This window comes from Companilactobacillus bobalius, assembly GCF_009764355.1.
The window spans coordinates 104,674-118,083 of record NZ_LNUA01000060.1 but is presented as its reverse complement, the minus strand read 5'-3'; the positions used below and the strand labels follow the sequence as shown (position 1 = coordinate 118,083).

11 protein-coding genes and 1 tRNA gene are annotated in these 13,410 nt (G+C 34.2%); 10 read left to right on the top strand and 2 right to left on the bottom strand.

Annotation, left to right across the window (positions count from 1 at the left end; translation table 11 throughout):
• Positions 1–26: 26 nt before the first annotated feature.
• The 4 genes from ATN92_RS14090 (at position 27) to ATN92_RS19230 (ending at position 4,850) form a co-directional block, all read left to right on the top strand.
• On the top strand, positions 27–1,256 hold the full coding sequence (locus ATN92_RS14090; RefSeq protein ID WP_056951446.1) for a glycosyltransferase family 2 protein: 1,230 nt from the start codon (positions 27–29) through the stop codon (positions 1,254–1,256).
• Positions 1,195–3,327: a cellulose biosynthesis cyclic di-GMP-binding regulatory protein BcsB gene (locus ATN92_RS14085; RefSeq protein ID WP_087721296.1), complete on the top strand. Its 2,133-nt coding sequence runs from the start codon at positions 1,195–1,197 to the stop codon at positions 3,325–3,327. Before ATN92_RS14090 ends, ATN92_RS14085 begins: the two co-directional genes overlap by 62 nt.
• Entirely contained in the window at positions 3,311–4,174 is an 864-nt protein-coding gene (locus ATN92_RS14080; protein ID WP_056951443.1) for a hypothetical protein, read from the top strand. The genes ATN92_RS14085 and ATN92_RS14080 overlap by 17 nt, the downstream gene beginning before the upstream one ends.
• A 553-nt stretch (positions 4,175–4,727) precedes the next feature.
• On the top strand, positions 4,728–4,850 hold the full coding sequence (locus ATN92_RS19230) for a hypothetical protein (protein ID WP_256970563.1): 123 nt from the start codon (positions 4,728–4,730) through the stop codon (positions 4,848–4,850).
• Between the two features lie 159 nt (positions 4,851–5,009).
• On the opposite strand, the gene ATN92_RS14075 is transcribed toward ATN92_RS19230, so the two are convergent.
• Positions 5,010–5,489, bottom strand: a complete 480-nt coding sequence (locus tag ATN92_RS14075; protein WP_056951441.1) for a hypothetical protein — start codon at positions 5,487–5,489, stop codon at positions 5,010–5,012.
• 167 nt (positions 5,490–5,656) lie between these two features.
• On the opposite strand from ATN92_RS14075, the gene ATN92_RS14070 reads away from it, so the two are divergent.
• From ATN92_RS14070 to ATN92_RS14060, 3 genes are all read left to right on the top strand, one after another.
• Positions 5,657–5,727, top strand: a tRNA-Gly gene (locus ATN92_RS14070).
• Positions 5,728–6,070: 343 nt separating this feature from the next.
• Complete coding sequence (gene argS, locus ATN92_RS14065; RefSeq protein ID WP_056951439.1) at positions 6,071–7,762, top strand: arginine--tRNA ligase; 1,692 nt, start codon at positions 6,071–6,073, stop codon at positions 7,760–7,762.
• A gap of 12 nt (positions 7,763–7,774) precedes the next feature.
• The gene (locus tag ATN92_RS14060; RefSeq protein WP_056951438.1) at positions 7,775–8,695 is read left to right on the top strand and encodes a prenyltransferase; all 921 of its coding nucleotides are present in this window, start codon (positions 7,775–7,777) and stop codon (positions 8,693–8,695) included.
• A 61-nt stretch (positions 8,696–8,756) separates the two neighbouring features.
• Here ATN92_RS14060 and ATN92_RS14055 read toward each other — a convergent pair whose 3' ends face one another.
• Entirely contained in the window at positions 8,757–9,671 is a 915-nt protein-coding gene (locus ATN92_RS14055; RefSeq protein WP_082604489.1) for an RluA family pseudouridine synthase, read from the bottom strand.
• Positions 9,672–9,761: 90 nt separating this feature from the next.
• On the opposite strand from ATN92_RS14055, the gene ATN92_RS14050 reads away from it, so the two are divergent.
• The 3 genes from ATN92_RS14050 to ATN92_RS14040 are packed head-to-tail and all read left to right on the top strand — an operon-like array spanning position 9,762 to position 13,409.
• Positions 9,762–11,834 (top strand): PBP1A family penicillin-binding protein, encoded by a 2,073-nt coding sequence (locus ATN92_RS14050; RefSeq protein WP_056951436.1) that lies wholly within the window; start codon positions 9,762–9,764, stop codon positions 11,832–11,834.
• Between the two features lie 9 nt (positions 11,835–11,843).
• Positions 11,844–12,185: a YlbF family regulator gene (locus ATN92_RS14045; RefSeq protein WP_056951434.1), complete on the top strand. Its 342-nt coding sequence runs from the start codon at positions 11,844–11,846 to the stop codon at positions 12,183–12,185.
• A 60-nt stretch (positions 12,186–12,245) separates the two neighbouring features.
• A complete protein-coding gene (locus ATN92_RS14040) occupies positions 12,246–13,409 on the top strand; it encodes a metallophosphoesterase family protein (protein WP_056951431.1) in 1,164 nt (387 codons plus the stop codon).
• The last annotated feature ends 1 nt before the right edge of the window (position 13,410 follow it).

Below are 13,410 nucleotides of genomic sequence, written 5' to 3'. Positions count from 1 at the left end.
TTATTTCAGTCTTAGATTTTTTTCTGATGATTGCGGTTATTTCAATTTGGGGAACTTTAGTAGTTAATTTGATTTTGACTGTTGCTGGATATACATGGTATTTACGACACGTTACAAAACCTGATCCTCAATTACCAGAACAAGTGCCATTCGTATCGATATTGGTGCCAGCTCATAACGAGGGCATTGTTATTGTTAAAACTGTTTTGTCTTTGTTGAGTTTTGATTATCCACAGGATAGATATGAAGTCATTGTTATTAATGATAATTCCAGTGATAACTCAGCTGATTTGCTGAAAAATTTACAGGATCAATTTGGCGAAGCACGTTTAAAGGTCATCAATACTGATAAGGTTACTGGGGGTAAAGGTAAGTCTAATGCCTTAAATATTGGTCTAAAGAGCGCTAAAGGAAGCATTATTTCAATCTATGATGCTGATAATACACCCGAGCACGGTGCCTTACGAATTCTAGTAGCAGAACTGTTATCAGATGATAAATTAGCGGCCGTAATTGGCAAATTTAGAACGCGGAATAAGAGTGCGACATTGTTGACACGTTTTATCAATATTGAAACTCTTTCATTCCAATGGATGGCCCAAGCGGGACGCCAACAATTATTCCATCTATGTACGATTCCAGGAACTAATTATGTTATTCGTCGTAGTGTGATTGAAAAAGTTGGTGGTTGGGATGTTAAAGCTTTGGCTGAGGATACCGAAATTAGTTTTCGAGTTTATCAAATGGGTTACAGAATTAAATTTCAACCACGAGCAGTTACTTGGGAACAGGAACCTCAAACTTTGGATGTCTGGTTCCATCAGCGTACCCGTTGGGTAAAAGGAAATATATACGTTATTATCAAAAATGCTAAGTTGCTTTTTCAGAAGAAAGGGCGTCCAATTCGTTTTGATCTTTTATATTTTTTGACGATTTATTTCTTGTTGATGACATCTTTAGTTTTGTCTGATTCAATTTTTGTTTTATCAGTGGCTGGAATCGTTCATTCGAATTTACAAGGTTTCAGTAATTATCTTTGGTTATTTGCCGTTTTGATGTTTGTTATCAGTACCTTTGTAACGATAACAACTGAGCGGGGAGAATTAACTTTTAGTAATCTGTTATTAATTATTTTTATGTATTTAGTCTATAGTCAAATGTGGCTAGCAGTAGCCGCTTACGGAATGGTGGGGTATATTCGTGAACAAGTCTTTCATAAGCAAGCAAAATGGTATAAAACGAAACGTTATAAATAGCTTGGCGACTTTGATTGCCATTTTTATTGCCGCAATAACTTTGTTACAACCAACTTCAGTACAGGCGGCGGACAATCAGACTTACACGCAGCAATTTCAAAATAGTATAACGACGCTTTCTGGTAAATCAGTTGAAGCTAATATGTACTTTACGAAGATGGATTATTGGGATTTGAAAAAAGTTACTTTCAATTTCAATTATCAAATTTCACAGTTAGCTAATCGTCAGGCATCTGATATTACTGTCTCTTTGAATGGTGTAAAATTCTATTCTTTTAGACCTAAGGATAAAACAGGCTTTCAAACTGAAAAGATAACTGTGCCATTAGATCTAGTCAGCGGCAGTAATCGCTTGACTATTAATGGCCAGATTTTGGATCAAATGCCAGATAAAAATTATCAATTGCAACAGACACCAGCAAACTGGTTAACCATTGGTAATGGTTCAAATATAAATTTTGAGTATCAACTTAAAGAAGCAGAGAATACATTAAGTTCTTTCTATGCTCATTTTTCAGGTCAAGATACGATTGCTTATCAGAGGTCTAAAATAGCTACAGCCGATAATCCAACAGCTAAAGAATTAACTGCTAGTATGATTGCTTTATCAGGTGAATCTCGAATTATTACGACTGAAAATGATCAGATTCCGGTTGTCAAAGCGTCAGAGTTGAACGCGGCTAAGAACGACTACATGCTAGTGGTTGCTAAATATAATCATTTGCCAGATGAATTGAAAAAACAGATTGATCCTAATCAATTGAAAAATAGGGCTCTTATTAAAACATACTATACTGATGGCAAACATTATTTGATTGTTACGGCTAAATCGGGGACGCTGTTAGAAAAAGCAGCCCGTTTCGTTGCTAATGAAGAGTTAATGAAAGAAACTGATAAGGATAGTGAGGATGTTGAAGAAACGACGGATACTTATACTTCATCCTTACATGACAACGGCACACATTATCTGACGACGTCAGCCGATCGAATAGAAGGTGCTGGTCATAAGGAGACTAGCTATTTAGTGCAGCTTCCTAATGACCGGTCAAACGCCGATGGATCGCAAATAACACTACATTTCAATTACAGTAAGAATTTGAATTTTAATCGATCATTAGTAACACTTTACGTTAACAATACCGTGATCGGTAGTAAGAAATTGAGTGCCGTTCATGCTAATAACGATACGCTGACTGTTAAATTACCACGTGGATTGTCACTAGGAAGTAGTTTTACTGTCAGAGCAGCTTTTGACCTTGAAATGAAAGATCAAGATACTTCTGACAATAGTAATACGCCATGGGCACAAGTCAGTCCAGATTCAAAAATGTTAGTGAAGTCACAACGAAGCAATGATCTGCTATTTACCAACTATCCGACGTTGTTTATCAATAATGAAACTTATGATGATATAGCGGTGGTAGCTCCTAAGAATTTGAACACGGATGATTTTAAGACATTAACTAATATTTTTAATTTGATTGGCAATTTTGCAAAGAGCAATACAGGGAAAATTCAATTTTATGAATCAATGCCAAGTCAGAGTATTTTGAAGAATAGTAATGTGATTGTGTTGGGTACACCTCAAAATAATCCAATGATTAAAAAATTGAATCCTAATCTTTATTTCAAGTATTCGAAGAGCTTTAATCGAATTGTTTCTAATGAAAAATTAAGTATTGAAAAAGATTATGGGAAAAATATTGGAACGGCTCAATTGATGCGTTCACCATATAATGACAAACGTGGAATGTTAGTTGTTACAGGAAGCAATGCTAAAGATGTTTATCTAGCTTCAACACAGATCAACTTTCAAAAGAATATTCAACAGTTTACTGGAGATGCGATAGTTGTTGATATGAATAATGCCCATTATGGATATCGTTTTAAGAAGAACAAAGCTATTGATAAGTCTCTTGAAAATAAACGTACTTTCAGTAAAAACTCTCAATTGATCCTATATTTGGGATTAGCTTTGATTGTAATAATTCTAATTGGAGTAGGGGTTATTCTGACTGCTAGAAAGCAAGGTCATTTGAACGGAGGAAGTAAGCATGGCGGAAAACAATAATGATGATGAAAAAAGTTCACTTCTACAAGATGTCGGTTTATTAATTTTTCTTTCTTTATTTAGTGCCACGGCGATTCTTATGGCACTGACCGGTAATATATTGTTAAATGTAATTTATTTATTCTGTACAGTTATGTTATTGATGATCACTTACTTCTTTGGCATTTTGCCTAGCTTGATTTCTAATATTGTTTTCATTGCGATTCAGGCCATCATTATGGTTTATCAATATGTCAGTGAAACCGCACGGATTCCTTGGCAGTTGAGTTTTTGGATGGTTATACCGATATTTTTATCATTGGCACTTTATTCAATGACTAAAAACCAAGTAGCCCTTCAAAAGTCTAATGGAGAGCTGAGAACGGCTTTAATTGAACGTGGAGCATTTGATGAGCAGACGAATTTGAGAACAACAGTAGCGTATATTGAAGATATAGCGGTATTTGCGGAAACTAATCGTCGTTTTGATATTCCAGTTACAACGGCTATTATTAAAATTCGTTATTTTAATGATTTAAGAAGGATGATGAGCCCTAATCAAACAAAATTATTGCTTAAATTAACTACTGACTCTATTAAGGAAAAAACGCGTACCAACGATATTACGTATCTATTGAACAGTGATGATCCGACTTGGGCAATTTTATTATATACAGATGATAAAGGAGCCGGAATTGCTACTAGTCGAATTAAAGAAGGCTTTGAAAAAAACGTTAAGGCTAATGATTCACTTTCAACAATGGCTATTTCTATGATTGTGGGGATTGCCTCATGGGATTCGTCAACTATGAAGACGCCTTATGATTTGATGAATGCTGGTATTCATGAAACACAATATGACGTATAAAGAGAATAAGATACCAAAATAACCCAAGGTTGTGGTCATCAAAGATGATTACTATCTTGGGCTTTTTTGAACAAAAAAATTATGTTGTGTTCTAAAACTTTACATGAAAAGATTAATTTCCATTAAAGACAAATTGTATTCAATTTTTAGAAAATTAGAACTAGAACTAATGATATAAATAAAAAAGGCACTCATTTCTGAGTGTCAAATATATTTGTATGTTAGTGATTTATTATAAGTAAAAAAATCGCAAAAAAGATAATATCAAGAATGGCCGACCATTCATACCATTTATCAGGTTTATTAAACTCTACTGTGTTATGCCCTCGTTTACGAGGGTACCACGACGGATATTCTTTTTTGGACATGTTCTTCATTTTGCATCTTCTCCTTATTTATTGACTCAATTATATCGAGATTCTAGGAAAAATTCTACCGATAAGGGAAATTTTTGAACGAAAAATAATAAATGTAAGGGCTTGCTTTTTATAAAATTAGTAATATACTTATTTCATCCGTTGAGTTAACAACAAATTATTTAGGAGGTAGACAAATGAAATATCAAGTAAGCTTGAATACTAAATCTCAAATGTTTACCGTTGTAGATACAAATACAAAAGTTTTTGCAAACGGTAAAACAATTGAAGAGGCAGTTAGCAAATTAAAGACTGCATAATTTTAACGTAATAAAATTTAGTTATTAATCAAGAAATGATCCACAGTTTGAAACCGCGGATCATTTCTTTTGTTTTTAAAGCATAATTTACAAATTGTATAGTGAAAAAAAGCTGACAGAGAATCCTTTCGGATTTTCCATCAGCTTTTTTGAATATATCTATTTAGCGTTCTTTTGTACGGCTTTCACAGCTTGTTTGTGAGTTCCGTTATATAATTTCCATTTTTTGTTAGTAGAAGTTTTGATTGTTGTTTTACCAACTTTAACGAAAGTCCAATCAAAATCGGGTTCCATCATAATTCTGAAACCATCAATTTTGAATTTCTTAGGATTCTTTTTGTTCATAACAATCTTGGCTTTTTTAAAGTCAGTGATTACTTTTTGTGAACCATCTTTATTTACACGAACAAATTGAACTTTCTTTTTGTCTTTGCCAGTAAAGAAGGTGATGTATTCATCCTTGTTGTCACTACTTACTCCGACGTAATCATGACCCTTGATTTCATCTTTTGTAATCTTCTTTGCAGAGTGTTGATCTACTTGTTGAGTACTTTTGGTATTTGAACAACCAGTAGCCACTGTGGCAAATCCACCCATTAATGAAACAGCGGCTAATAAAGTAACCAATGTTTTTTTCATTATAATCTTCTCCTTGATGCACAATATGTTGATATAAATCTACTATCACTGTTGATTCTATGGTAACGAAATGTAAAAAGCAATTTATATTGTAAACTTTCAAGATAATTTTAAATAAAACTTATCTTTTTGGAATATTATGTTGTATAATTAACTAGTTGTGACATGCGAACTTAGTTTAATGGTAAAATACCAGCTTCCCAAGCTAGTGTCGCGAGTTCGATTCTCGTAGTTCGCTTTATACAAGTTTTGAAGTGTTGGTCGTTTCAGATCAACGTTTTTTTGTATCAAATGATGTGATATTATTCATAATAATTATTGTTATTGGTAATTTTATGTGCTATCATGTTTTTGCAAAAGAGGGACTAATTAGTTAATTGTTTTCAAGCGAGGTCAAATTTTGGTGTAAGTTGACTATTTCAATGACTAAGTCGCATCCTTTCTTAATAAAAATGTAAATTGAATATGTTAATTAATGAGTGGATATTAATCAATTAGAGTGGTACCGCGGGAAATCTCGTCTCTTTCAATAAGGATATATTATTGGAAGAGGCGTTTTTTTTATCTAATAGGAGGAAAATATGGATTTTAAAAAACAAGTAGTTGACGCTTTAGTCAAAGTTTTACCTGACGAAATTACAGAGGAACAAGTTACAAAATTAATTGAGAAGCCTAAAACATCAGATCTTGGTGACTATGCTTTTCCAACATTTATTTTGGCTAAGTCCTTACATAAAGCACCAAATATGATTGCTGAGGATTTAGTGGGCAAGATTGAAACAACTGGTTTTGAGAAGGTTGTTAATACTGGAGCCTATATTAACTTCTTCTTAGATAAGAAAGCTTTCTCAAATTCTGTCTTAAATGAAATTTTAAATGATAAAGAAAATTATGGTAACGCTGATGAAGGTAAGGGACGTAACGTACCAATCGATATGTCATCACCTAACATTGCTAAACCTATGTCAATGGGTCATTTACGTTCAACTGTAATTGGTAATTCAATTGCTAAAATTATTGCTAAATTGAACTATAACCCTGTTAAGATCAATCACTTGGGTGACTGGGGAACACAATTTGGTAAGTTGATCGTTGGTTATAAGATGTGGGGTTCAGTTGAAGAAGTTGAAGCTGATCCTATCAATAATCTATTGAAGTATTACGTTCGCTTCCATAAAGAAGCTGAAGAAAAACCTGAACTTGATGATGAAGCTCGTGCTTGGTTCAAGAAGATGGAAGACGGTGACAAAGAAGCTCTTGCTCTTTGGTCATGGTTCAAAGAATTATCATTGAAAGAATTCCAAACAATCTACAATCGTCTAGATGTTCAGTTTGATCACTTTACTGGTGAATCTTTCTACAACGATAAGATGGATGCTATTGTTGATACTCTTGAAGAAAAAGGTTTGCTTGAAGAGAGTCGCGGTGCCGAAATTGTTGACTTGTCACAATATGATTTATCACCAGCTTTGATCAAGAAGACTGATGGTGCCACACTTTACATTACTCGTGACTTGGCTGCTGCTAAGTATCGTAAGGATACTTTTGATTTTGTTAAATCACTTTATGTTGTTGGTAGTGAACAAGCAGAGCATTTTACAAAACTTAAGATTGTACTTAAGAAAATGGGTTATGACTGGGCCGACGATATTGTTTATATTCCATTTGGCTTGATTACAACTGGTGGTAAGAAACTTTCAACTCGTAAAGGTAATGTTATCTTGCTAGATAATGTTCTAAATGATGCGGTTGATCTTGCCAAGAAACAAATTGAAGAAAAGAATCCAGATTTGAAAGATAAAGATGCCGTAGCTGAAGCTGTTGGTGTTGGTGCGGTTGTTTTCCATGATTTGAAGAATGATCGTCGTGATAGTTTTGACTTCAATTTGGAAGAAGTTGTTCGTTTTGAAGGTGAAACTGGTCCTTATGTTCAATACACAAATGCTCGTGCTTTAAGTATTTTGAGAAAAGCTAATGTTGATTACTCTGATGCAAAAGATTTAGCTATTGCTGATGATCAAGCTTGGGATACTATCAAGATGCTTCAAGATTTCCCAGAAGTAGTAAAACGTGCTGCTAAGGAATACGAACCTTCAGTTATTGCTAAATATGTTTTGAAGCTTGCTAAGAGTTTCAACCAATACTATGCACACAGCAGAATTTTGGCTGACGATGAAGGATTGAAAGCAAGACTTGCTTTAGTCAAATCAGTTTCAACAGTATTACAAATGTCATTAGCACTTCTTGGTGTTAAGGCTCCGGAAGAAATGTAGGGTGAATTAATTTTGGATAGAAAACTCTTTAGCGAACTATCAGAGATAAAAACGACCACACTAGATATAGCGTGGTTGATATTAGCAATAGTCTTTGCCTATCTAAATTATGGAACTTACAATTTCGTATACGGTATTTTAGGTTTCATAGCTGTTTTCTTTATTCATTTATTTATTAATTTTCATAATAATTATATGGATTATCGTAATTCAACTAGTGAAGAGTATCGTAGCAAAATTAGTACGATTGGAATTAATCGTGAATCATTGGCAATAGTTAAAAAATGGATGTACGGTTTGGCCATTTTTCCATTATTGATTGGGGCATTCTTAATTTATAAGACGGGTTGGATAACTTTAGTTCTCGGTATTGTCGGTATCGGAATTGGACTATTGTATTCAGCGGGTCCCAAGCCACTTAACTCCACAATGTTTGGAGAAGCAGTGGTAGCTATTGCCATTACCCAACTGATTCCGGTGACGTACTCTTACTTAGGGTTAGCCGAAACTGGTAAATTTGATTCTAGTACAGCCATTTCTGTTATTTTGGTAAGTTTGCCAAATACCTTTGCCTTTTTCTGTGCAGAGCTCAGCAATGGAACTTCTGATCTAGAAGCAGATATAAAAAATGGTCGTCACACATTGGTCTACAAGATTGGTAGAACTAATGCTATGAGTTTGTTCAAAGCTAGTTGGGCCTTAGCCTTCCTGCTAATTCCCATTTTGGCAATTCTCAAAGTAGTACCTTACATTACACTGTTACTCGTACTGCTTTATCCAAATATATGGGATGATCTACGTCCTTATCTAAAAGAACAGATAAAGACAAAGACATATCCTTTAGTAATTAAAGCTGTTACTAAGCTGGTGGTGGGATATATTTTATTAATTGCTGTCGGGGCGATTATAAAAATGATTATGTCCATCCTTTAGTACAGTCCAACCAAAAAAGTTATTTCACTCCTAAACTTTTTTGGACAAAAAGAGAGCTCATCTAATTGTCGGGATTAGATGAGCTTTTTGGTTGCTTAAAATAAGCACATATTAAATTATACATATCTTTCGATAATTTTGCCTCAATTATTTTTGAATTGCCTGTGAAAGGTTCCTCAAAAGTTAATTTATCAGCAAACAATAATAGTTTACCATTTTTAGAATCTGAGTTGTAGAGGGGATCGTTGACAATAGGCCAACCCATATGTGATAAGTGAACCCGTAATTGATGAGTCCGGCCGGTTTGCAAATTGAGCTTGAGTAGGGCAAAATTATTATTTTTTTCGATTACTTCATATTCGGTGATAGCCCTTAATCCATCATCAGTTATCATACGTTTGCGAACATCATTGGGATCTTGTCCAATAGGCAAATCTATTGTACCGGAATTAGGGATTGGAAGATTTAATTTAACGACAGCTAGGTACTGACGATGTAACGTCTTGCTGCTTAACTGACGGTTGAAGATTGGTACTAAATAGGGCGTTTTAGCAATTAAAACTAAACCAGAGGTTTCCATATCGATACGATGAACCATGTAGGGATGAGCATTTTGCAAGTAATTTTCTACATCATTCATTAGGGAATCATCTTCAGTTTTGAGATTAGGGTGTGTTTTTTTACCAGCTTGCTTATTAACGACAATAATATCATCATCTTCATAAGCAACATCGACTGGATCATGACCAGGTAAATAGTGTTGTTCGGTTCTAGGCTCGAAGTTAAAGTTCAAAGTAATTACATCGTTGTCATTGACGATGGTATTGAAAGACTGGTAGATATCGTTAATTAAAACATCATGTTGTATGCGGAATAAATGTTGCCATTTTTTAGGAATTAACCACTTTTTAAGAAGTTGTCTTAGGGTTAATTTTTCGTAATGTTTTGAATAATAAGTGATTTTCTTCTGATACATTGAAAGGGTTCTCCTTAAATAATGATGAGTAAATTAAAAAATATGTCGATAATGTGATAAAATTTGTTCTTATACAGAGGTATTTAAACAATGAATAATGAAAATAGGTTTTGGGATTGGCTCAAACCGAAATTACTAGTTGCTTGGTCTTTTATTAAAAAGTATTGGAAAAGATTCCAAATTACCCGTTGGATTATCTTATTGGTTTTAACAGCAATACTAGTTTTAAGTAGTTTTTGGACTTATAAAGCTAAAACTTCAAATGTACAAAACTTGCAGTCGTCGTTGCAGACTAAAACGACAGTCTTGGATAAAGATGGTGACGATGCAGGGGAGCTATATGCGAATAAAGGAACATATGTTAGTTACGATAAAATTTCTAAAAATATTCAGAATGCGGTAATTTCTACTGAGGATCGTACTTTCTGGACTAACCCTGGTTTTAGTATTAAAGGTTACGCACGTGCCGCGTTAGGTTATTTGATACATCATGGCATTAGCGGTGGTGGTAGTACTCTAACACAACAATTGGCAAAGAATTCACTTTTAACACAGAAGCAGACACTTTCTCGTAAGGGGGAAGAATTATTTTTATCAATCGAAATTAATCATGTTTATTCTAAAAAAGAAATTCTGACGATGTATTTAAACAACGCCTATTTTGGTAATGGAGTTTGGGGGGTTCAAGACGCTTCTGAAAAGTATTTTGGTAAGAATGCTTCCGAATTAAATCCGGCTGAATGTGCTGTTTTGGCAGGTATCTTAAAAGCTCCTAATAGCTATAATCCGATTGATAGTATGTCTAATTCGAAAGCTAGACGTAATTTGGTTTTGGATTTAATGGTTGAAAATAAGAAATTAACTTCATCACAAGCTACATATTACAAGAATACACCAATTTACTTAAATGATAATTATGCAGAAAGCAGTTCTTATAAATATCCATATTTCTTTGATGCTGTTATATCTGAGGCTGTAAATAAATATGGTCTCAAAGAAGACGATATTTTGAATAAGGGATATAAAATTTACACGACCCTAGATCAAAAGATGCAAACAAATATGCAGGATTCATTCAGTAATAGTTATCTCTTCCCAGCTAATGCTAGTGATGGTACTAAGATTCAAGGTGCTTCAATTGCTTTAGATCCTAAAACCGGTGGTGTCTTAGCTGTTATTGGTGGGCGTGGCGATCATACCTTTAGAGGCTATAATCGTGCAACACAGATGCAACAACAGCCAGGTTCTACTATTAAACCTTTAGCCGTTTATACACCGGCAATTGAGAATGGCTATAGTTATGATTCAGAATTACCTGATGAAATCACTAGTTTTGGTAAAAATAAATATACGCCAACTAATGCTGATGGTTTATATCAAAAATCAATTCCAATGTATAAAGCTTTGATCCAAAGTGAAAATGTTCCTGCGGTAGCTTTATTGGATAAGATTGGTGTGAAAAAAGGTGTTAGCTCTGTTGAAAATTTTGGAATTAAGATTCACAAGAATGATCAAAATTTGGCTTTAGCTTTGGGTGGTTTGGAGAATGGTGTTTCACCAATGCAAATGGCTCGTGCCTATACTGCTTTTGCCAATGAAGGTAAACTAGCTAATACACACTTTATTACTAAAATTGTTGATTCAACCGGAACTGTGATTGTCGATAATACTAATAATTCAACTAAACAGATCATTAGTAAGAATACTGCTAAAGAGATGACAAGTATGATGCTTGGTGTTTACAATGAGGGAACTGGTAAAGCTGCCAAACCTTCAGGTTATCAAATAGCAGGTAAGACCGGCAGTACCGAAGTTCCCCGTTCATGGGGCTACGACGGTACAAAGGATCAATGGATGATTGGTTATACTCCAGATGTAGTCGTTGCTAGTTGGATCGGTTTCGACAAGACAGATCAAAATCATTTCATACCAGGTACAAGTGAAAATGGTCTAGCAGCTTTATTCAAAAATGAGATGGAAAACATTTTACCAGAAACAAAGGGTACTGATTTTGGAGTGAAGGATGCTGCCAATTTGGCTCAAGCGGATAAAGATGATTCTGGAAATAAAGATATTACAAAATCTATTGAAGATGGCGTAAACAACGTTAAAAATAAAGCTACAGAATGGTATAATGATATTAAGAACTTTTTTGGTCAATAGGAGGACTGTATGAACATTTATGATAGTGCCAATCAACTTGAACAAGATTTAAGAAAGACAACAGAAGTTTCCGAATTAAAACTTGCTTTTGAAGCTGTTAAGGCTAACGACCTAGCATACAAGCTTTTTGATAAGGTTCAAAACAAACAATTTGAACTTCAACAAAAACAAATGCAAGGCCAAGAAATCACGGATGATGATATCAACTCAATGCGTGAATTAACAGATCAACTTTCAAATTACAGTGAAATTCAAAACTTAATGGAAAAAGAGCAAAAGATGAATTCGATGATGGATGAATTGAACAAAATCATTTCAAAACCAATCGCCGAAATTTATCAAGATAAATAATAAGGACTTAGGGCTTAGGTATTTTGCTCAAGTCCTTTTCTTTTACGGGGGAGTTTTAGAATGAAGTTTTTGCATGCAGCTGATTTGCATTTAGACACACCATTTGTGGGTATAAGTGATTTTTCAAAAGAATTACAAGCTAAATTAAAGGCTTCAACTTATGAAGCAGCTCGAAAGCTTTTTCGAGTTGCCTTAGAACAAGAAGTCGATTTTGTCATATTAGCGGGAGATATTTTTGATGATACGGACAGTTCTTTAAAAGCACAGATGTTTTTAAAATCTGAATTTGAAAAGTTAAAGCAAGCTGGTATTGAAGTCTTGATGGTCTACGGTAATCATGATTATTATCGCAGTAATTTTTCAGTTATCGACTTTCCTGATAATGTGACAGTTTTTGGTCAAGAACCCACAGAAAAAACTTTGACCACTAAAGATGGTCAAAAGGTTGGCGTTGCTGGATTCAGCTACTATCAACAACACATTAATAAAAATCTCGTTCAAGATTATCCTGAACGCGAGGGCGTAGATTATCAAATTGGCATCTTGCATGCAGGTGTTGGTGATGATAATTATGCTCCCTTTAAAATCAATGATTTATTGAAAAAAGGATATGATTACTGGGCTTTAGGTCATATTCATAAGCGCCAGGTTTTGAATAAAAAGCCAATGATCGTTTATCCAGGCGATATTCAAGGTCGCAATCAAAACGAAACAACTCCTAAAGGCTTTTATCTTGTTTCAGTTGAGAATGGTGCTACACAATTAGAATTTGTTCAGAGTAGTATTTATACGTGGGAAAAAGCCAGTTTAAGTGTTACTGCAGATGATACAGTAGACTCATTGATTCAAAAGATACAACAATTTTTGGATAAGCCTAATGTATTATTGACCTTAACAATTGAAAACGCTCAGAATTTGGATGCGGATGTTGTTAAGACAATTAATCGTAATGAGTTAAAACAACAACTACAAAATCTAGCAATGCCAGGTACTCTTTATAAGATTTATTTGAAATATAATAGTAATCCTCAATTGGCCGCAATTGATCAAAAATATTGGGATGAGGCAGAACAAAAGTCTATTAACTTAGATGATATCAAGGATTTAGATAGTAGACTTTACAGTTCGGATGTTATTCGAGAGCATATTAATCAGCCAGATTTTCTAAAACGTATTGTTAGACTGACTAAAAATACAATTAATCAAAAATATACTGGAGAGTAAT